The organism is Oceanimonas doudoroffii, assembly GCF_002242685.1.
Taxonomy (GTDB): Bacteria; Pseudomonadota; Gammaproteobacteria; order Enterobacterales; family Aeromonadaceae; genus Oceanimonas; species Oceanimonas doudoroffii.
Genome location: NZ_NBIM01000001.1, coordinates 2,032,185 through 2,052,609 on the forward strand (window position 1 = coordinate 2,032,185; position 20,425 = coordinate 2,052,609).

A 20,425-nucleotide genomic window follows, 5' to 3' on the forward strand; every position below is an offset into this window, starting at 1 on the left:
CAACTGAGCGATCGTTCACTTTCGCTATCGACCGCTCACCCCACGGTTACGACCGCTTACCCATTTGCCGCTTTCGCCGGCGCCCCGGTTACATACACTGACAATCTTTTTACAAACCGGATACAAGAGGGATGATGTCATGACCTGGTTTCTGCTCTGTGTCGGGCTCCTGCTCGGCGGCTATTTCATTTATGGCACCTTTGTGGAAAAGGTGTTTGGCGTCAAAACCCAGAGACAGACGCCGGCGTTTACCCAGGGAGACGGGGTGGACTATGTGCCCATGTCCAAGGGCAAGGTGTATTTGATCCAGCTGCTCAACATTGCCGGCGTGGGCCCCATTTTCGGTCCCATCCTGGGGGCGCTCTACGGTCCCGCCGCCATGTTGTGGATTGTGCTGGGCTGCATTTTTGCCGGTGGCGTGCACGACTACTTCTCGGGCATGCTGTCGGTGCGTAACGGCGGGCAGTCGGTGCCCAACCTGGCCGGCAAGTACCTGGGCCGGGGCGCCAAAAACTTCATGAACGTGTTCGCCATTGTGCTGCTGCTGCTGGTGGGCGTGGTGTTTATCTCCGCCCCCGCCGGCCTGCTGGCCAAGATAACCGGCGTGAGCGTGTCGGTGTTTATCGGCGTGATCTTCGTATATTACCTGCTGGCCACCATAGTGCCGGTCGACAAGATCATCGGCCGCCTGTACCCCTTCTTTGGTGCCCTGCTGATCTTCATGTCGGTCGGCCTGACCCTGGCGCTGGTGGTCTCCAGCGAGCACAGCATGCTGCCGGGCTTTGAAGCCGGCGACTTCCTGCAAAACCTGAACCCCAACGACATGCCGCTGTGGCCGGCGTTGTTTATCACCATCGCCTGTGGCGCCGTATCGGGCTTTCACGCCACCCAGTCACCGCTGATGGCCCGCTGTGTGGAAAATGAAAGCAATGGCCGCTTCGTGTTCTACGGTGCCATGATCGGCGAAGGCATTATCGCCCTTATCTGGTGCGCCATTGCCCTGTCGTTCTTTGGTGGTGTGGACGGCCTGAACACCGGCATGGCCGGCAACCCGGCCAATGTGGTGTATGAAGCCTCTACCGGCCTGCTGGGTGTTGTGGGCGGATTTATGGCGGTGCTGGGCGTGATTGTGCTGCCCATTACCTCCGGCGATACCGCCTTCCGCTCCGCCCGCCTGATCCTGGCCGAGTATTTCAATATGCCGCAAACCCGACTGCCCAAGCGTCTGCTGCTGGCCATTCCGCTGTTTGTAATGGGTGCCGTGCTGACCCAGGTGGACTTCGGCGTGATCTGGCGCTACTTCGGTGTGGCCAACCAGGCCACCGCGGTAATGATGCTGTGGACCGCCGCCGCCTACCTGTTGCGCCACAACAAGCTGCACTGGATTGCCACCGTACCGGCCATGTTCATGACCACTGTGGTTATCAGCTTCCTGCTGAACTCCGCCACCCTGGGCGCGGGTCTGCCAATGACCCTGTCTACCGTGGCCGGCCTGGTGATTACCCTGGTGGTCACCGCCCTGCTCATCACCCGTATCAAGGGTCGTAACGAGGGCATGCTGGCCGACGAAGCCTGATAATGGTTGTCGCCAGGACCAAAAAGCCGGCCCCTGTGGGCCGGCTTTTTTTGTCTGACACACTCAGTCCAGGGTGACTTCGTAGCCGGTAAACTTGCGCAGGTTAATCACCCCGGTGTCGAGGATCAGATACTGCCCCTTGATGCCCAGCAGGGTGCCGGCCACCACGGGGTTCTTGTCAAAGTTGTGGCTGACAATCTTTGTCGGGTATTCCAGCACCGGGTAGCTGAGCTCCACCGGGGGTTCATCGAGCACGGTAATGGCCTCGTTGCCGTATTTGAGCGTGAGCTCGGCCAGCTTCTCTTTGATTTCCGGCAGCAGACGTTCGGCTTCGCCCTTGAGATCGATGGGCGTTTCATCGCCCTTCAGCATGGCGCGCCAGTTGGTCTTGTCGGCCACCATATCGGCCAGGGCCACTTCCACAAAACCGGACAACTGGCGGGTAGCCACGCTCAGAATCGGCAGCGCCTGGGTAGCACCCTGATCAATCCAGCGGGTGGGCACCTGGGTATGGCGGGTGATGCCCACCTTGATACCCGAGGTGTTGGCCAGATAGACGATGTGCTGCACCATGCAGTTGCGATCGCCCCACTCGGGCTCACGGCAGGTGCCCTCAAAATAGTGGCAGGTTTCCGGCTTCATCACGCACATGTCGCAGCGGGCCAGCTTCTTCATGCAGGGAAAGCAGTGGCCCTGAGAGTAGCTTTTTTTGGTTTTGCGGCCGCAGGCATCGCAATAGATATTGCCGCCGAAGGTCAGTTTCAGGGGCTGGCCCAGGCGGGCATTGAGGTCGATGCGGTGCTCGCCCAGGGCCAGTTCATAGGCCACGGGCGCATCCAGCCGCGCCGGCATCTTGATCAGGGTTCCGGTGAGGTTGCTCATGCTTGCTTCATCATTGTTATGGTATGAAGCCATTCTATCAGCCGAGTGAATGAGAGTCCCGGCGCCGGATCAGCGCTCGCCCGCGTCTCGCTGGCGGGACTGCTCAAAACGCGCCTTGAACTTCTCGCCGATCTCGCTAAAGGTGGTGATATTTTCTTTCGCCAGTCGTGACGCCAGCTCGGCGTTACCGGCACAGATGGCATCCACCAACGGCTGATGGCTGGCGGCAATCTCCGCCGGCTCATGGGTGACTAGATCAATGTTGAAATAAATCAGCATCTGGTTGGCCACGTTCTGGTATATGCCGTAAAGCCGCTGGTTCTCGCTCAGCTCCACAATCAGGCTGTGCAGGCTAAGCTCCATTCTGCTCAGCTCCTGACTATCCACCCCGGGGGTAGCGGCCTTCTCCAGAAACAAATTCATCATTTGCCGCAGCCGCTCGCGGCCTTCGGCACTCAGCCGCTCGGCCGCCAGCCAGGCGGAAATAGGCTCCAGAGCCACCCGCAAATGAAATAACTCCCACAGATCATGCTCATTCAGATCTATCACCTGCCAGCCCACATAGGGGGTCTGAACCACTATGCCTTCGTGGGCCAAAGTGTTCAGCGCCATGCGCACCGTGCTGCGCGACAGCTCCAGCTCCCGGGCCAGGGCACTTTCCACCAGCCTTTGCCCCATTCGGAAATGACCACTGAGGATCAGCTCGCGCAGATAATCGGCGGCTTGTTCCTCCAGGCTGCTTTTAATGATTTTTTTCATTACATATCAATCGTTAGAGTGAATCGAGCGAGAGCATTGTACCGGATTCCGCACCACGAAAGGCGTGCTGCCGGCATTCCGCCGCTCAAATATGTGTGATGAGCAGCCAAAAAATACACACATTTTACGCTGTTACTTGGTTTTAACATATGTATAATCGCCGACTGTAGATTGTAGGACAATCAACAAAAGGATAGTTCATATGACAGTTAAAGCCATTCGTCTGGCCCAACAGGACAACGTGGCCACCCTGCTGAGCGATGCGCTAAAGCATCAAGCAGTCGACGTTATCGACGATAAAAATCGGCTGGTTGGCCGCTATCAGGCACTCCAGGCCATTCCCTTTGGCAACAAGATGGCGCTGCACGCCATTGCTTCCGGGCAGCCCGTGAGCAAGGCAGGCCATGCCATTGGCGTTGCCATCTCCGCAATTCCAGCAGGTGAGCTGGTGCACGTCCAAAACGTGCGCAGCCAGCGGCTCGACATTCCGCCCGCCATTATCGGGCAGATCATTGACCAGATGCGGATCGAAACCGAATGAAACAGGAATTTCAGGGTTACCGGCGCCCCAATGGCCAGGTTGGCATTCGCAACCACATTTTGATCATCGCCATTGATGAATGTGCCGAGGGCATCGCCCAGGCCGTGCGTCAGCAGGTCAGCGAGTGCGTCATCGTCACCAATCACTACACCTGCATGTATGCCGGCAACGAAGAACTGGTCAATATCATGACCGGTGCCGCCCTTAATCCCAATGTGGCGGGAGTACTGCTACTCAACATGGGCTGCGGCAGCATAGACCCGACCCTGATCGCCACTCCGATAGAGCAGGCGGGCAAACCGGTCCGGCGGCTGTCGATCATCAGGAACAAGGGCACGCGTCAGAGCATTCGCGACGGTGTCGCCCTGGCAAAAGAGCTGGTGGCGCTGGCGGCGACAATCCCGATAGCACCGGTGGCCCTCAGCGAGCTGCTGGTGGGAGTGAAATGCGGCGGCTCCGATACCAGCTCCGGCATCGCATCCAACCCGGCGGTGGGTCGCGCAGTGGATGCCTTGGTAGATGCCGGTGCCAGCTGTGTGGCCGGCGAACTGATTGAGCTGATTGGCTGCGAAAGCATTCTGCGCCAGCGGGCGGTCAGCCCAGCGGTGGCCGACAAGCTGGAGCGGCTGATCCAGGAAGAAGAGCAGCGCTGGCACGTGCCCGGTACCGAGGTGGAAACCATGAGCATCGGCAACAGTGTCGGCGGCCTCACCACCCTGGAAGAAAAGGCTTTGGGCGCCCTGCACAAAACCGGCACCCGCCCCATTCAGGACGTGCTGCGCATTACCCCGCAAGGAATCGAAACACCTAAAGCGCCGGGTATGTACCTGTCGGAAACCACTCACCTGTGCGGTGGCTCGGGCATGCACTTTGCCGCCCTGGGGACCCAGGTCATTTTGTGGACCACCGGCGGGGCCGGCTTCAGCAACCCGATCGTGCCGGTGATTCGAGTGAGCGGCAATGCTTTGCTTATCACCGAAGACATCGACGTGGATGTAAGCGGCATCATGTCGGCTACCCAAAGCGTGGAGCAGGCGGCCGGCGACGTGCTCGACTGCCTGGGCCGGGTTATCGACGGAGAACAAACCGCCATTGAGGAAGTCGGCTTTGCCTACTGCTCGCTCTATCAGAAGGACCAGCGCCTGGAAACGCTGATCCATGCCCAACCGGTTTAAAAGAGGATTAAATGCATATAACCGATGTGGAAGTGATTTGCCTGCGGGTGCCGGCGGCGGATCAGGAGTGCGAGTGGGGCGAAGACGCGGTCATTGTGCGGGTGCACACCGACACCGGCCTGATTGGCGTGGGTGAAGCAGACAGCTCTCCCGCCGTGATCAAGGCCTGCATTGAAACGCCCCAGTCCAACCTCTATTGCCACGGTCTGCGCTCGCTGCTGATCGGTGAAAACCCGCTGGAGATAGAGCGGCTGTGGAACAAAATGTACTGGGCGTCCAACTACGTGGGCCGCCGGGGCGCCGGCATTCATGCCATCAGCGCGATCGACATAGCCCTGTGGGACATTGCCGGTCAGTTTTACCAGGTGCCGCTCCATACCCTGCTGGGCGGGCGGTACCGGAATCGCATCAAGGCCTACGGCACCTTTATTCCCGATGCCGACCCCGAGGCCAACGGTGCCATTGCCGCCGGACTGGTAGCCCAGGGCTTTACCAGCATCAAGTTTGGCGGCGGCGTGTTCGGCGACGATCCCGATACCGATGTGCGCATCGTCAAGGCGGTGCGTGAAGCCGTGGGCGAGCACATAGAAGTGCAGATCGATCTGGCGTCGAAGTGGCGCACCTCGGGGCACGCCGCCTGGATGGCCGAACGCCTGGCGCCCTTCAACCTGAACTGGATTGAAGAGCCGGTACTGGCCGACGATCTGGCCGGTTATCAGCGGCTGGCGGGAAAGCTCAAGGCCAAGCTGGCCGGGGGCGAATCGCTCACCACTCGTTACGAATTCAAACATTTTCTGGAGCATTCCGGGGTCGATATCGTACAGCCGGACATCACCCGCTGCGGCGGCATCACCGAAATGAGGAAGATCTACGATCTGGCTCAGTTGTATGGCGTGCAACTGGTACCCCACGGATTCAGTACCGGCATTTTGCTGGCCGCCTCGGTGCATTTCCTTGCCGCCAGTGAACACGGCACCCTGATGGAATACTCCCAGAGTCAAAGTCCGTTGTTCACCGAACTGGTGGCCAACCTCCTGCCTTTTGAACAGGGTCATGTTCCGGTCCCGAACTCACCCGGGTTGGGTGTGGAGCTCAACGAAGACATCCTCGACCGGTACCGTGTGTCATAAATGAAATGGAATCATTCAGCATGAAGCAAACAAGAAACACCATCGACAAACCGCTGATGCTGGTCAGTCTGACCACCATCTTTTTTATCGTGGCGGGTCTGTCTGTCTATCCCGAGCAGGGAAATGCCATTGCCAAGCGACTGTTTGGCATGCTCACCGAGCAGTTCGGTTCACTGTACCTGCTGTTTGGCTTTTTCAGCGTCATCGTGCTGGCCTGCATCGCCTTTGGCAAACACGGCAACATTCGCCTGGGTGAACACAAGCCCCAGTACAGCCTGTTTACCTATCTGGCCATGATGATCTGCGCCGGCCTGGGATCGGCCACCGTGTACTGGGCTTTTCTGGAATGGGGCTATTACTACATGAACCCGCCCTACGACATTGCCCCCCACTCCACCATGGCGGCAGAGTGGGCCACCAGCTACAACATGTTCCACTGGGGCATTTCGGCCTGGTCGCTGTACTGCATTGCCTCACTGCCGGTGGCCTATTCCTTTCACGTGCGCAAGAATTCCCAGCTTAAGCTGTCCGCCGTGTGTGAAAGCATCATGGGGCGTTTCTACAATGCCGCCGTGGGCCGAGTGATCGACACCATCTTCATCTTCAGCTGCGTCGGCGCCATGGGCATTACCCTTGGGCTGAGCGTGCCCATGGTGACCGAAGGCATCGCCTCGCTGCTGGGCACCGAAAACGGCTTTGGCATGAACCTGGGACTGATGCTGGCCATTACCGCCCTGTTTACCGTCAGCTCCTACGTGGGCATCGAAAAGGGCATGGCCAGGCTAAGCGACATGAACACCAAACTGGCGGTGCTGTTCGTACTGGCCATTCTGGTGCTGGGGCCGACTACCTTTATCATCGATCAGTCCGTCAACGGTTACGGCCTGATGCTGCAGAACTTTATTCGCATGAGCCTGTGGACCGATCCGGTGGCAGGTGGATCCTTCCCGACATCCTGGACCGTATTCTACTGGGCCTACTGGATGACCTATGTGCCCTTTATGGCGCTGTTCGTCACCAAGGTGTCGGCGGGCCGCACCCTGAAGGAAGTGATCCTCAGCATGGTCGTGGGTGGCAGCGCCGGCTGCTTTATCTTCTTTGGTGTACTGGGCAGCTACAGCATGAGTACCCATCTCCACGATCTGGTCAACGTCACCGAATCGCTCAACAGCATTGGCGGCTCGGCTACCGTAGTGGCAGTGCTTAAGACCCTGCCGTTCAGTACCCTGTTTATTCTGGTGTTTGCGGTGATGTCGGTGCTGTTCCTTGCCACCACCCTGGACTCGGCGTCTTTTACCCTGGCGGCCACCGCCTCCAACCAGCTCGACGAAAACGCCAACCCGCCTACGGCACTACGGCTGTTCTGGTGCCTGATCCTGGCGGCGGTGCCCCTGGCGATGATGTTTATCGACGCCCCCCTGAGCACGGTGCAGACCCTGGCCATCGTCACTTCACTGCCGCTGATGGTAGTGATCTTTATCATGCTGTACGGTTTCTTTCGCTGGCTTAATGGCAGGGAGACCCTGAGCCGGCAGGCTTCACATTCCGACGAACAACCGGCAGTCATCGCGGCCGATTGAGCCAGCTTGTAAACCGGAAAACTCAAAAGGGCGAAAGCGTGTGCTTTTGCCCTTTTTGCTTTTTGAGCCCCTGCTTCCATACTCAGCCTCACGCCCCCCTCAACTCATCAAGGAGCACGCCATGGCCCCCGTGCACTATCCGCGTCTGACTCACCTCGCCCTGCATGTGCGCAATCTCGACGCCTGCCTGCTGTTTTACCGGGACTTTTGCGGCATGACAGAAACCCACCGGCGGGAAAGCGGCCCCCAGACCATCGTGTGGCTGGCGGAGCCGGGCCGGGAGCAGGACTTTGTGTTTGTGCTGATGAACGGCGGCGAGGATCTGCACCTGGGTGAGCGGGACTACCGCCACTTCGGCTTTGCCCTGCCCAGCCGCGCGGCGGTGGACGCCCTGGCCGAGCAGGCCAGACGGGCGGGCTGCCTGCTGTGGCCGCCCCGGGACGAGCCCTTTCCGGTGGGCTATTACTGCGGGGTCAAGGATCCCAACGGCAACCAGGTGGAATTCAGCTTTGGTCAGCCTCTCGGTCCGGCCGCGCACTGAGCCCCGGCTTCAGGCTGTCCACCGGCTCAAGAAAGTCCACCACGCCCTCGTGGGTAATCTGCTGCACGCACACCGGCTCGCCCTGCTCGTTAAAACGCACATGGCCGATACCGGCGCGGTTGAGCAGCCGCTCGCCCTTAGACGCCGCCACCGGTGAGTGCGGGGTAATGCGCAGCCGACGCCGGCGGGTGAACCAGTTCAGCGGCGAGCGCGGCGCATAGAGCCAGCGGTTGAGCCGGTCGAGCACGTCCAGCAACCGGCGCGGAAACTCATTCTTGATGCCACTGCTGGTGATCTGCCAGATATGGGGCTCGCCCCCCCGGTGTCGCAGGCGAATGTCGTACATAAAGGAGTAGTGCACGTCGCCGGAGAGGATCACGTAGTTGGCCGGCGTGCGGGCATGACGAAAGATATTCAGGATCACGTTGGCGGTGCCCTTGTGGGCCATCCAGTTTTCCGCGTCCACCAGCAGCGGCTTGCCCAGCCAGGTAAAGATCTTCTGGATCACCTCGATCAGTTTCACCCCGAACACCGGTGTGGGCGACACCACCACCACCGACTCCTGGTGCAGCATCTCGCCCTGCAGCTCGGTGAGCGCCTCCCAGTCCATCAATCCGGACGGCCGGCTGAAATTGGACTCGGATCGCCAGCGCCGGGTACGGGTGTCGAGCACCAGCAGCCGGGGTTTTGTGTCGAGCTGATATTGCCAGCCGTCAAAGGCCAGCAGGCTGTCGATCAGCCGATCCTGGTACGCGCCGGTAGGATCCTGGCTCCAGGCCTGCAAGCGCTCCAGGGGCTCGCCGGCAAAGGCGTCGGGATCATTGCCCCAGCCCTGACAGATCAGGTAGCCCGCCAGGGCATTGCCAATGATCCGCCGGGAGAACGGATGGCCATAGGCGCTTTCCTCCCAGGCGGCGGTGAGATTCCAGTCGTCGGTCACGTCATGATCGTCAAAGATCATCAGGCTGGGCAGGTTGGCCAGCAGCCGGCGCACCGCCGGCAAGCCATCCACAAAGGCCGCAAGCCGGTCCCGCTCGTGCTGATAACGCTCGGCCAGCTTGCCGTCGAGCCGCGGCCGGTCATCGGGCAGCAGCCGCCAGGGCACCGGCGACCACACCAGCAGATACATGGCCAGCACCTCGGCCAGGGTGATCAGGTGGTTGGCGGCGCTGCTGGTGGTAAAGATGGGCTTGCGCGCCCCTTCAAAAAAACGCTTTTGCAGCGGCACGTTGGCCCGCGTGTCGGGCAGCAGCTCATTGCGCCGGTAATAGTTGAGGGGGCTGGCAAAGAGCTCGGCGCTGTCGGCCACCAGGGCCCCCTCCAGCTGCTCGTCGTACAGCCCCAGCACCTCAATCAACTGGTGAATGGCGGTCAGCATGGGGCCGGCCACGTCGTCGGCATAAATTTGGTCGCCACTCATCATCATCAGCGCCGGCCGCTGCCGAGGCTGCCGGTGGCGCTCGGCCAGCCAGTCATCCGCCGCCACCAGACCGTCGGGGGCGGCATGATGGGGCTTGCGGCAAGAGCCGTGCAGCAGGCTGTCGAGCCGCTCCCGAATCACCAGCGCCGGCAGGCTTTCCCCCTGGTAACACAGCTCCCCGCCCCAGTCGGCCATGCCCTGCCAGTGTGGTTCGTTCACTCGGCACCATTGCAGATCGTAGGGCAGATGGGTGTCGGTGGGCAGGGGGTCGTCCAGCCTCAGATCCAGCAACTGAATAAAGCACGACTCGCCCACCCGCAGTTGCCGGTGGCCGTCACCGGAAAATGGCAGCGGGTCGCGGCCGGGCAGACACAGCCGAAAGTTCAGGGCTTCGCGGCTGGCCAGCCAGAATACCAGGCGTTCACTGTTGGCGCGGCGCAGCAGGGGGCCGGCGAGAATGGTGGAATCCATGAAACATCCGATGGGTAAATCAACATGGCCATGATAACCACTGCCGCTCGAGCTTGAAAGAAAAGCCCCCTCAAGGCCGGACGACTTCTGCCGTTACCCTTGAAGACGCCACTCGGTGACGAAACGGTTATTTTGTATCATCTTTAATGACACTTATGAAACAAAATGATACAACCATGTAAACAACCAAATGGTGAGATCAAGGATGAAACGACTTTCCATCAGGCAAAAGATTTTGTTGCTGGCCCTGCTGCCCCTGTTGCTGCTGGCCGCGGTCAGCACCTGGGTCAATGTATCCCAATCCATGCGCCTCAAGGAGCTCAGCGGCGAAAGCCTGCATCGCTCCCTGCTGGAATCCCGCAAGCAACAACTGGCCAATTACATGGAGCTGGCCATCACCAGCATTCAGCCACTGCTGGCTCGGGGCGATACCGCCATTGCCCGGGATCAGCTGCGCCGGCTGCGCTTTGACAATGGCGCCGGCTATTTCTTCGTTTACGATCACCGGGGCGTACAGGTGGTCAGCGCCGACAACCCGGGCCGGGAAGGCAATAACTATCTCAATGCCACCAGCCCGGACGGCCGCCACCTGGTGCAGGAATACATCGAGCTGAGCCGGGACGGCGGCGGCTATGTGGAATATAGCTGGCCCAAGCCCAACAGCGACGAAGGCGCGCCCAAGTTGGCCCATATCATGCCCGTACCCGGCACCGACTGGCTGCTCGGCACCGGTTTTTACATCGACGATCTGCTGGCCACAGTGGCAACCCTGGAGCGGGAGCTGTCGTCCTCGGTACGCCAGGGCATGATCAATTCCGCCCTGTCGGCGGCCCTGCTGCTGGCACTGATTGCCGCCGTCGGCCTGGTCATCGCCCGGGGCATTCACGCCCCCATTCGCCAGGCGGTGGTCACCATGGAAAACATCGCTCAGGGGGAAGGGGATCTGACCCGCCGGCTCGATGCCGGCCAGCACAACGAGCTGGGCACCCTAGCCCGCTGCTTTAACCAGTTTGCCGGGCAAATAAGCGAGCTGGTGCAGAACACCCGCCACTCCGCCAACACCCTGCAGCAGGCCAGTGACGAACTGCAGCGCTTTATGCGGGAAACCGAAGCCGGCATTGATCGCCAGCACCACGAAAGCGATCAGCTGGCCACCGCAATGAACCAGATGTCGGCCACCGCCCAGGAAGTGGCCAGCAGCGCCGCCAACGCCGCCGAGGCCGCCGAACAGGCTGAACGCCTGGTGACCAATGCCCAGCATCAGCTGCAGGGCACCATAGCGGTGATTGACGGCCTGGAAAACCAAGTGGCGGCCGGGGTGGATATCATTCAGCGGCTGGGCAAGGAATCGGAGCAGATTGGCACCGTTCTTGACGTGATCCGCGGCGTGGCCGAACAAACCAACCTGCTGGCGCTGAACGCCGCCATCGAAGCGGCCCGGGCCGGCGAGCAGGGCCGGGGATTTGCGGTGGTGGCCGACGAGGTACGCACCCTGGCCGGCCGCACCCAGACCAGCACCGAGGAGATCCATACCATGATCACCCAGTTGCAGCAGGGAGCCAAGGAGGCGGTACAGGCCATTGAAAGCATTCGCGACGGCAGCAGTCACACCGTGGCCGAGGCCAGACGCATTGACGAGGCCCTGCTCGACATCGGCACCGCGGTAAACACCATCAACCTGATGAACGCCCAGATCGCCAGCGCCGCGGAAGAGCAAACCCAGGTGTCGGAAAGCATCAACACCAATGTGCACCAGATAGTGGCCATTGCCGAGCAGACCAACGCCGGCTCCCGGGCCGCCAGCGAAACCAGCCGTCAGGTGGGTGAGCTGGCCAGCAGCCTGCAACAATTGGTGGGTCGCTACCGCACCAGCTGAGTCTGAGCGGCAGTAACCAGCTGCAAGCTGAGTGCACATGCCGGCGGCCTCTGACCGCCGGCCCCCTTTAACCGCTGGCCAGTCCCACCGCCCTTCTTTACACTGGCTGTCCGTTTCTTTCGGATCCTTGCCAACATGCGCGAAAAACTCGAACAACGTTCCTTTCTGTTTACCCTGCTGCTGGTCAGCCTGCTGTTCGGCCTGGTGCTCAAACCCTTCTGGGGCGCCATTTTCTGGGCCTGCGCCATTACCGTGATCTTTTCGCCGCTGCAGCACCGTATTCTCGGACGCATTGGCCACAAGCCCAACCGCGCCGCCCTGCTGACCCTGCTGGTATGTGTGGTGATCGTGGTGCTGCCGGTGCTGTTTATCGCCACCTCCTTTATTCAGGAAGGACTGGCGCTGTATCAGCGTATCGATCAGGGCGAGGTCAGTCCGGGCAAGCTGCTGACCCAGGTGCGCAACGCCTTTCCGCTGCTGCCCGATCTGCTCGGCCAGCTGGGCATCAACCTGGACAGTGCCAAGCTCTCGGAAACCGCCCTGGCCGGCAGCAAGGTGCTGGCGGAAAAGGCGCTCACCGCCGGCCAGAGCACCTTTGGCTTTGTGGTGGACGTGGCGCTGATGCTGTATCTGGCGTTCTTCCTGCTGCGCGACGGCAACCAGCTCACCGAGCTGATGGTGCGGGCCCTGCCCCTGGGCGACGACCGCGAGCGCATGTTGTTTGCCAAGTTCTCGGAAGTGACCCGGGCCACGGTCAAGGGCAACATTCTGGTGGCCATGGCCCAGGGAGCCCTGGGCGGCTTTATTTTCTGGGTGCTGGGCATTCCCGGCCCGCTGCTGTGGGGGGTGGTGATGGCGTTTCTGTCGCTGATCCCGGCCATAGGCGCGGCCCTGGTGTGGTTGCCGGTGGCCATTTACCTGTTCGCCACCGGCGAGTGGCTGTCAGGCGCCGTGCTGGTGGCCTTTGGCGCCCTGGTCATCGGCCTGGCCGACAATGTGCTGCGGCCGCTGCTGGTGGGCCGGGACACCAAGCTGCCCGACTACCTGGTGCTGTTTTCCACGCTTGGGGGGATCAGCCTGATGGGGGTCAACGGTTTTGTCATCGGCCCCCTGGTGGCGGCACTGTTCCTGGTGTTCTGGGATATCTTTACGCGGGAGTTCAACGGCCGCTAAGCGGCGGCTTTCCCCGACAAAAAAGGCCCGCACGGTGTGCGGGCCTTTTCTTATTCGGCAATGCCGGTTCAGTCGAGCTCAATGCTCAGCTGAATCGACTCGTCGAAGTAAAATTCGTCACAGTTGTTGCCCGGACCGCTGCGATCCACCACCAGGAACTCGTCGTTGTCGCGCAGCGCCATGATCGGATGGTGCCATACGCCCCTGTGGTAGTTCACACCCTGGCGACCGGTGGCACGGAAGGCGCGCACGGTGGCCGGGTCGATATGCATGCTGCCGTCGCCAACCGGCGCCACCACCAGCAGGAAGTCATGACCGAACAGCGGAATGAACGACTGGGAACCAAAGGGATGGCGCTCCAGCATTTTCACCTGCAGCGGGTATTCCAGCATTTCGGCGCGGAAAATATTGATGATGCCCTGGCCCTGTTCGTCCAGCTGCACTTCGCCCAGCTTGTGATAACGCTGAGTGGAGCCGTTGTTGATCATGAAATAATCACGACCTTCGGATTCGATCACGTCGCCAAAGGGAGCAAAGGCTTCCTTGGTCAGCGGCTCGATCTTGAGAGTTTTGATCATTGCTGCCTCCTGCAGAGAAGAAAGAAAGGCGAGGCACGAACGCGCCTCGCCGGTTGGATTACATGTCGTTCAAACGGAACGCGGCAATCTTGTTGATTTCGGCAACGGCGCGATCAAACTCGGTGTCGTAGTCGTTGTGAATGCGCTCTTCAAAGGCCGCCAGGATCTGGTGACGATTGGAACCCTTCACCGCCATGATGAAAGGAAACTGGAATTTTTCCTTGTAGGCGTTGTTCAGGAAGGTGAAGCGCTCAAACTCTTCGGCGGTACACTCGCTGATGCCGGCACCGGCCTGCTCGTTGGTGGAGGCTTCGGTCAGCTCGCCCCGCTGGGCAGCCTTGCCGGCCAGATCCGGGTGAGCATTGATCAGGTCAAGCTGAGCCTGCTTGTCGGCGTTCAGCATCACACCGCTCATGCGGGCGTGCAGATGTTCAATCTCGTTGTCGGCCTCGGTCAGGCCCTGATCGAAGGTCTGCTCGGCCACCCAGGGAGAATGCTCATAGATGTCGGCGAAGGTCTTGACGAATTCGTCGCGGCCCAGGGTGCTGGGCTTGCAGGTCTTGAACAGGCTCATTACTTGTTTCCTTTGTAGGGGTGGTGCTCATGCCAGTGCTTGGCAATGTCGATGCGGCGGGTGAACCACACCTTGTCGTGGCTGCGGGCGTACTTGATGAAACGCTCCAGACCGGCCATGCGGCCCGGACGGCCCAGCAGGCGGCAGTGCATGCCGATAGACAGCATCTTGGGTGCTTCGGCACCTTCTTCATACAGTACGTCAAAGGCGTCTTTCAGGTACTGGTAGAATTCTTCACCGGTGTTGTAGCACCCCTGGCCAAAGCGCATGTCGTTGGTGTCCATGACATACGGAATCACCAGGTGGCCCTTGCCGTTGTTGTCTACCCAGTAAGGCAGGTCGTCACCGTAGGAGTCGGAGTCATACAGGAAACCGCCCTCTTCCATCACCAGCTTGCGGGTGTTGGGGCTGTCACGGCCGGTGTACCAGCCCAGCGGGCGCTCGCCACAAACACGCTCAAAGATGTCCAGCGCCTTGTACAGGTGCTCGCGCTCTTCTTCTTCGCTCATGAACTGGTAGGTGATCCACTTGTAGGCGTGGGAGCAGATCTCGTGGCCTTCGTCCATGAACGCCTTGGCGATTTCCGGATAACGCTCGATGGCGGTGGCCACGGCGAAGATGGTCAGCGGAATGTCGTAGCGCTTGAACAGGCGCAGCAGGCGCCAAACACCGGCACGGCTGCCATATTCATAGATGGATTCCATGCTCATGTGACGAGCGTCGGGGAAGGACACGGCCGCCGGCATTTCGGACAGGAAGGCTTCAGACTCACCATCGCCGTGCAGCACACAGCGTTCACCGCCTTCTTCATAGTTCAGTACGAAGTTGATGGCGATACGGGCATCACCGGGCCATTTGGGGTGAGGCGGGTTGGCGCCATACCCGACGAGGTCGCGCGGATAGTCTTTGTTTTGGCTCATCGGAAAACTCCTAAAAAACAACGGGTTATCTGCCGGCCGGGAGCAGCCGGATAAAGAGAGTTTGACGGTCGTCACAATCTTCCCATTGTATACAATAAAATCAACTTATGTAAATGACCGGTTTAGTTTTTGTATCGGAATGGTCCGGCAATTCTTGCTTTGCGGCGCCAAAGCAAAGACAATCGACAATGAATCAAGACCCCAGCGCTGAAAAATGTGAACTGGCGCGTCAAAAAAATATCTTTATGTTAAAATAATGTAGACTCGACAGTTGTCTTGATGTAAAAACACTTCTGCCGGCGAAGACCGTCGGCAGTACCTTGGACTTTGAAGACGCTTTACGCGCAAGGTAACTTGAAAATGGGAAGATTAACTACTCACGTACTCGATACTGCCAAGGGCCTGCCCGGCTCCGACATCAAGGTTGAACTGTACAAGGTGGATGGCGAGCAAACCACGCTGATCAACACCGTATACACCAACCATGACGGCCGTACCGATGCGCCCATCCTGGAAGGTGCAGACTATGTTTCCGGTAAATACCAGCTGGTCTTCCACACCTCTCCTTACTTCAAGAAACAAGGTATTGAACTGCTCGAGCCGGCGTTCCTGGATGACGTTGTTATCCGTTTCGGTATTGCCGAGGGCGAAGAGCACTATCACGTACCCCTGCTGATCGCGCCCTACAGCTACTCTACCTACCGCGGTAGCTAAAGGGTCGCAGACGGCTCCTGCCCATGCCGCCGGCTCAGGGAACGACTGGCGGCATGGGCAGTCTGCACACTACCCACGAGGATTTCCGGTTATGGAACACGCCAAGCACGAGCCAACCCCTCAGTCCCTTCCCACCTCTTCGGGATTTCTGGACAGGTTGTTCAAACTCAGCGCCCATGGCACTACGGTCAAAACCGAGCTGGTTGCCGGTCTGACCACCTTTATTACCATGGCGTACATTATTTTCGTCAACCCCACCATCATGGCCAGCTCCGGCATGGACGCGGGCGCCGTGTTCGTGGCCACCTGCCTTGGCGCCGCCGTGGCCACCCTGTTTATGGGGCTGTACGCCAACTGGCCGGTGGGGCTGGCACCAGGCATGGGCCTGAACGCCTTCTTTGCCTTTACCGTGGTCGGCGAGATGGGCTACAGCTGGGAAGTGGCCCTGGGCGCCGTGTTCTGGTCCGGCATCATCTTTACCGCCATGAGTTTCTGGAAGATTCGTGAATGGGTACTCGACGCCATTCCCGAGTCCTTGCGCTATGCCATGACCGCGGGCGTGGGCCTGTTCCTCGGCCTGATTGGCCTGAAAACCGCCGGCATAGTAGTGGACAACCCCGCCACCCTGGTGAGCATGGGGGACTTTACCAACCCCAACGCCTGGCTGGCCGCCGTCTGTTTCCTGATCATTGCCGCCCTGGCCCACCGCCGTGTGTTTGGTGCCGTGCTGATCGGCGTGCTTGGCACCACCCTGGTGGGCCTGGGCATGGGCCTGGTGGAATACAACGGCATTTTTGCCGCACCGCCCAGCATCACTCCCACCCTGTTCAAGCTGGACATCATGGGTGCGCTGGATGTGGCCATGGTGACCGTGATCCTGTCGTTCCTGTTTGTGAACATGTTTGACACCGCCGGCACCCTGATGGGCGTGGCCGAGCGTGCCAACCTGCGCCGCGCCGATGGCAGCATTGAAGGCCTGAAGAAATCCCTCAAGGCCGACAGCGCCTCTTCGGTTGTGGGCACCTTTATCGGTTGCCCGCCGGTCACCAGCTATGTGGAAAGCTCGGCCGGCGTGGCCGCCGGGGGTCGCACCGGCCTGACCGCCGTGACCATTGCCGCCCTGTTCCTGCTGTCCATCTTCCTGGCGCCGCTGGCCGGCATGGTGCCCGCCTACGCCACCGCGGGGGCGCTGATTTACGTGGCCTTTGCCATGATGAGCAGCCTGGCCAATATCGACTGGCAGGATTACACCGAAATGGCCCCGGCGGCGCTGACCGCGCTGATGATGCCGCTGACCTTCTCCATTGCCAACGGCATTGCCATGGGGTTTGTGGCCTACGCCGTGCTCAAGGTAGCCACCGGCCAGGCCAACAAGGTGTCGGTAGGTGTTTATGTACTGAGCGCCATCTTCGTGGCCAAGTTTATCTATATGTAAGCAGCCACTGCCGCATACAAAAAGCCACCGTTCGCGGTGGCTTTTTTGTTGGTTTGCAGGTCCCGGTTTATCGGGCCGCTGGCTGACTCGCCCGAGTGCAGTCGGGCCTGTAAAGCGGGCCTCACAACCGGATCTTGAACACTCACCCCGCCAGCCGGCTCATGCGCCGACGCAGCTCGCTCATCTTGTCATTCATCACCTGCTCAAAGCGGGCCAGCTCCTGCAGCAGCCGCTCCCGGGAACTTTGCCGGCCCAGCAGCCGCTCCAGCTCGTCAATGGCAGCATCCAGCGCCTGGGCCACTTCCCGGTTGATCACCTGGGGAAAACGAAACTTGAGGCTGGCGGGCAGGCAGGAGTCGGCATCGCGCTCGAACCAGACCTTCAGCTCCTTGTGGGTGTCGGCGTCACGCAGGCGAAAACGGCTGATACGGTCGATGTCTTCAATGCCCATGGCGGCCAGGGTGGGATAGGCCTGATTCATAACAACCTCCGGTTCGCGAACAACTCGCTTACATTGTGTTAACCAAAGGCTAGTCACTTGCGCAGACTGTGATTAGAGCCAGTTGCCGGCGGCCGCTGAGACCAGCTGGCTCCATTGATCGGCCCGTCCTGGTGCTAATGCCAAACCCTGGCCGCTCCTAGAGTGAAGGACACTACCTGTGCATATAACAAAACAAGACAAGGAGCCGTTATGGCAGCAACTACCCTCACCCTAGAACTGAGCCCGGAGCTCGCCGCGCTGTTTGAACAGTACGAAGCCCTGACTCGCGTCAGCGCCGAGCAATATGTGCAGCAACTGGTGGAAAAGACCCAGCCCACCCTGGAAGCCATGGTGGCGGCGCTGCAGGAAGCCGGCGACGACGAGGCCGCGGTCATGGAGCTATTTGGCAAAAAAATGGCCGAGTCCATGCTGCGCCAGCAGCAGGCGGTTCAGGCCTGAGGATCGAGTGATAGCGCAGGCTGAATGCCTGCGCTTCAGAACTTACTTCAGCGCCTCTATCTGTCGGCGCAATTCGTCCAGCTTGTCCTGCATCACCCGCTCCATGTGCTCCAGATCCGCCAGCAACTGCTGCTTGGTATCCAGGGTCGCCTCGTCGCTGTGCGTTTCGCCGCCCAGCAGCCGGTGCAACTCCAGCAGCGCCTGGCGCAGCACCGGGCTGGTGTCTTCCAGCCGGTGCCACTGCTCGGTTTTCTGAAATTCCATGGGGCCAAGGGAGCCAGGCCGGGCAAAGGTGAACTTCTTGCTGCGCGACAACAGCGAGCCCTTGGGCCTGTGGTAATAGATCTTGAGCACGTCGGCCCGGGCTTCACGCCTGAGCTGATAGCGGCTGATGTTGTCAAAAGAGGTAATACCCATCTGGGTGAGGGTCGAGTAGTGTTCGGTCATTGCTGCCCATCTCAAAAAATCGGTGTTCAACACATTTCGCCCGCCGGCGAAAAGGCTGTTGCTGACGGCGTTCTTCCTTGAGCAGCACCGGCGCGAAGGCCAAAAAAGCAACAGGGGCGGCAAGTCTGCCATGGCCGGCTGCCACCGGACAGGGCCAGTTAACCCGACTCACTGGAACCAGTCGGCCTGAGCTCGTCAGGCCGACTGGTTCAGGCAGACACCAGCACCGTTTTACTGCGACTGAAGCGTTTTAACGGCAGCCGCTGATCCGGGCTGGACTGCGGCGGCCAGTGGCTGTTGTGGTAAGGGTTCGGGTTGACCCGGCACAGATCAAAGGGCAACGACCGGGCCAGCTGCTCGCCCCGGGCCAGATCCCGTGTCCAGATGGAGGCGATACCATCGGGAGACATGGACCGGCACAAGGCCTGCATGCCGTGCTCGTCCGCCACCCGCAGCACACTGCTGACGGGGCCGGCGGGCCAGGCGGGAAACAGCGTCGTCGCCGGATCCTGCCCTTCGATCAGGGTGGCCGGGTAATACCAGCCTTCCTCGTCGGGCAGATAACCGCCACAACGAATGCGCCCGCCCTGGCGCTCGGCCTCACGCAGCTGACGCTCCAGCCACTCCCGCTGACCGCTTTTGGCCAGCGGTCCCAGCTCGGTGTCACTGTCGTCGGGCCGGCCCGAGCGCAGCGAAGCCAGCCGTTCACCCAGCCGCTCCAGAAACGCCTCCGCCAGGCCGGGGGTGATCAACACTCCGCCCTCGCTCTGGCGCCAGCTGGCCCGGTAACGAAAACAGCCATTCAACACCGACTCCACCGCCGGCTCCAGGTCGGCGTCGTCCAGGATCAACTGCAGATCCGCCTCGGCCAGCTCCAGGATCACCGGCTTGAGCCGGCCCCCCGCCAAGGCGGCCATGATGGCCCCGCCCTGGCGCTCACCACTGTAGGCCAGGCCGCCGATGCGCGCATCCGCCACCACTCCGGCCACCTGCTCCTTGGAGATGCGCAGGGGGGTGATCAGGCCTTCCGGCACCTCGGCCTCGGTCATCAACCGCGCCAGCAGCTCCACCAGCCGGGACAGGTGTTCCGCCGGCTTCAGCAACAGCCCATTACCGGCCATCAGCGCCGGCGCCAGCAACCGAACACATTGCCACAGCGGGGCCGGGCCGGCGGTAAGCGCCAGCATCAGTCCCAGCGGCCGCTGGCTGACCTGGCTGCGCGCCGCAGGCAGCATGGCCTGACCGTTGGCGGCGAAATGGGCGCACTCTTCGGCACAGCGTTCCACTTCCCGCAGGCAATCCTTCAGCAGGGTGCCGGTTTCCAGGCAGAGTTCCCGGGCCATGCGCTCACGGCCGGCCGACAGCGCCGATGCCAGCCGGTACAGCAGGGCGGCCCGTTCCGACGGCGCCTCGTGCTGCCATGCCTGCGCGGCCTGATAGGCCTGGTGCAGCCGCTGCTCCAGCCGGTCTTCACTCAGGCAGGCATGGTGGGCCAGCACACGGCCCGAACTGGGATCAAAGGAAACAAAAGTCATCGCAAGGCTCCTTGGGCCGGGCTGTCCGCACCCTCATCGATGATATCGGCTGGTATACTCAAGGCTATGGTGACACTCGACACCAGATTTTCATCGACGTTATTGACTTGTTAACTGGCCGGCAATGGCCAGTTTCCCCTGTTTAATGGAACCAGGGA

20 protein-coding genes are annotated in these 20,425 nt (G+C 60.5%); 11 read left to right on the plus strand and 9 right to left on the minus strand.

Annotated features, from left to right (window positions below; translation table 11 throughout):
• Nucleotides 1-139: 139 nt before the first annotated feature.
• Nucleotides 140-1,576, plus strand: coding sequence for a carbon starvation CstA family protein (locus tag B6S08_RS09400; protein ID WP_094200446.1), 1,437 nt, complete (start codon nt 140-142; stop codon nt 1,574-1,576).
• A gap of 63 nt (nt 1,577-1,639) precedes the next feature.
• Here B6S08_RS09400 and B6S08_RS09405 read toward each other — a convergent pair whose 3' ends face one another.
• Together B6S08_RS09405 and B6S08_RS09410 are read right to left on the minus strand one after the other, a co-directional pair.
• On the minus strand, nt 1,640-2,458 hold the full coding sequence (locus tag B6S08_RS09405) for a DUF2797 domain-containing protein (protein ID WP_094200447.1): 819 nt from the start codon (nt 2,456-2,458) through the stop codon (nt 1,640-1,642).
• Between the two features lie 69 nt (nt 2,459-2,527).
• Nucleotides 2,528-3,217, minus strand: coding sequence for a GntR family transcriptional regulator (locus tag B6S08_RS09410; RefSeq protein ID WP_094200448.1), 690 nt, complete (start codon nt 3,215-3,217; stop codon nt 2,528-2,530).
• Nucleotides 3,218-3,419: 202 nt separating this feature from the next.
• Here B6S08_RS09410 and B6S08_RS09415 point away from each other — a divergent pair, with 202 nt between their 5' ends.
• The 5 genes from B6S08_RS09415 to B6S08_RS09435 all read left to right on the plus strand — a co-directional run bounded on the left by B6S08_RS09415 (nt 3,420) and on the right by B6S08_RS09435 (nt 8,184).
• Nucleotides 3,420-3,758: an SAF domain-containing protein gene (locus B6S08_RS09415; protein WP_094200449.1), complete on the plus strand. Its 339-nt coding sequence runs from the start codon at nt 3,420-3,422 to the stop codon at nt 3,756-3,758.
• The gene (locus B6S08_RS09420; protein WP_094200450.1) at nt 3,755-4,933 is read left to right on the plus strand and encodes a UxaA family hydrolase; all 1,179 of its coding nucleotides are present in this window, start codon (nt 3,755-3,757) and stop codon (nt 4,931-4,933) included. Before B6S08_RS09415 ends, B6S08_RS09420 begins: the two co-directional genes overlap by 4 nt.
• Before the next feature lie 11 nt (nt 4,934-4,944).
• On the plus strand, nt 4,945-6,063 hold the full coding sequence (locus B6S08_RS09425; protein ID WP_094200451.1) for a mandelate racemase/muconate lactonizing enzyme family protein: 1,119 nt from the start codon (nt 4,945-4,947) through the stop codon (nt 6,061-6,063).
• A 20-nt stretch (nt 6,064-6,083) separates the two neighbouring features.
• The gene (locus B6S08_RS09430; RefSeq protein WP_165661185.1) at nt 6,084-7,643 is read left to right on the plus strand and encodes a BCCT family transporter; all 1,560 of its coding nucleotides are present in this window, start codon (nt 6,084-6,086) and stop codon (nt 7,641-7,643) included.
• Nucleotides 7,644-7,764: 121 nt separating this feature from the next.
• Nucleotides 7,765-8,184 (plus strand): VOC family protein, encoded by a 420-nt coding sequence (locus tag B6S08_RS09435; RefSeq protein ID WP_094200453.1) that lies wholly within the window; start codon nt 7,765-7,767, stop codon nt 8,182-8,184.
• Here the strand turns inward: B6S08_RS09435 and B6S08_RS09440 are convergent.
• A complete protein-coding gene (locus B6S08_RS09440; RefSeq protein ID WP_094200454.1) occupies nt 8,147-10,075 on the minus strand; it encodes a metallophosphoesterase family protein in 1,929 nt (642 codons plus the stop codon). The genes B6S08_RS09435 and B6S08_RS09440 overlap by 38 nt on opposite strands.
• 205 nt (nt 10,076-10,280) lie before the next feature.
• On the opposite strand from B6S08_RS09440, the gene B6S08_RS09445 reads away from it, so the two are divergent.
• Together B6S08_RS09445 and B6S08_RS09450 are read left to right on the plus strand one after the other, a co-directional pair.
• Complete coding sequence (locus tag B6S08_RS09445) at nt 10,281-11,951, plus strand: methyl-accepting chemotaxis protein (RefSeq protein ID WP_094200455.1); 1,671 nt, start codon at nt 10,281-10,283, stop codon at nt 11,949-11,951.
• 135 nt (nt 11,952-12,086) lie between these two features.
• Nucleotides 12,087-13,124 carry an AI-2E family transporter gene (locus tag B6S08_RS09450; RefSeq protein WP_094200456.1) on the plus strand — a complete coding sequence of 346 codons (1,038 nt, stop codon included), beginning with the start codon at nt 12,087-12,089 and terminating at the stop codon, nt 13,122-13,124.
• Nucleotides 13,125-13,192: 68 nt separating this feature from the next.
• Here the strand turns inward: B6S08_RS09450 and B6S08_RS09455 are convergent, their stop codons facing one another.
• From B6S08_RS09455 to puuE, 3 genes are read right to left on the minus strand one after another with little or no spacing between them, the layout of a single operon-like run.
• Nucleotides 13,193-13,702 (minus strand): ureidoglycolate lyase, encoded by a 510-nt coding sequence (locus tag B6S08_RS09455; RefSeq protein ID WP_094200457.1) that lies wholly within the window; start codon nt 13,700-13,702, stop codon nt 13,193-13,195.
• A 58-nt stretch (nt 13,703-13,760) separates the two neighbouring features.
• Nucleotides 13,761-14,276, minus strand: a complete 516-nt coding sequence (uraD, locus tag B6S08_RS09460) for a 2-oxo-4-hydroxy-4-carboxy-5-ureidoimidazoline decarboxylase (RefSeq protein ID WP_094200458.1) — start codon at nt 14,274-14,276, stop codon at nt 13,761-13,763.
• Nucleotides 14,276-15,196, minus strand: a complete 921-nt coding sequence (gene puuE, locus B6S08_RS09465) for an allantoinase PuuE (protein WP_094200459.1) — start codon at nt 15,194-15,196, stop codon at nt 14,276-14,278. Before puuE ends, uraD begins: the two co-directional genes overlap by 1 nt.
• A gap of 360 nt (nt 15,197-15,556) precedes the next feature.
• On the opposite strand from puuE, the gene uraH reads away from it, so the two are divergent.
• A complete protein-coding gene (uraH, locus tag B6S08_RS09470) occupies nt 15,557-15,910 on the plus strand; it encodes a hydroxyisourate hydrolase (protein ID WP_094200460.1) in 354 nt (117 codons plus the stop codon).
• Nucleotides 15,911-16,001: 91 nt separating this feature from the next.
• Nucleotides 16,002-17,345, plus strand: coding sequence for an NCS2 family permease (locus B6S08_RS09475; protein WP_094200461.1), 1,344 nt, complete (start codon nt 16,002-16,004; stop codon nt 17,343-17,345).
• A 142-nt stretch (nt 17,346-17,487) separates the two neighbouring features.
• On the opposite strand, the gene B6S08_RS09480 is transcribed toward B6S08_RS09475, so the two are convergent.
• Nucleotides 17,488-17,826 (minus strand): DUF3461 family protein, encoded by a 339-nt coding sequence (locus B6S08_RS09480; protein WP_094200462.1) that lies wholly within the window; start codon nt 17,824-17,826, stop codon nt 17,488-17,490.
• A gap of 210 nt (nt 17,827-18,036) precedes the next feature.
• Between B6S08_RS09480 and B6S08_RS09485 the strand changes: the two genes are divergently transcribed.
• On the plus strand, nt 18,037-18,285 hold the full coding sequence (locus B6S08_RS09485) for a hypothetical protein (RefSeq protein ID WP_094200463.1): 249 nt from the start codon (nt 18,037-18,039) through the stop codon (nt 18,283-18,285).
• A 42-nt stretch (nt 18,286-18,327) separates the two neighbouring features.
• On the opposite strand, the gene B6S08_RS09490 is transcribed toward B6S08_RS09485, so the two are convergent.
• The gene (locus tag B6S08_RS09490; RefSeq protein WP_094200464.1) at nt 18,328-18,732 is read right to left on the minus strand and encodes a DUF3461 family protein; all 405 of its coding nucleotides are present in this window, start codon (nt 18,730-18,732) and stop codon (nt 18,328-18,330) included.
• A gap of 209 nt (nt 18,733-18,941) precedes the next feature.
• Complete coding sequence (locus B6S08_RS09495) at nt 18,942-20,267, minus strand: aldehyde dehydrogenase family protein (RefSeq protein ID WP_094200465.1); 1,326 nt, start codon at nt 20,265-20,267, stop codon at nt 18,942-18,944.
• Nucleotides 20,268-20,425: the final 158 nt, after the last annotated feature.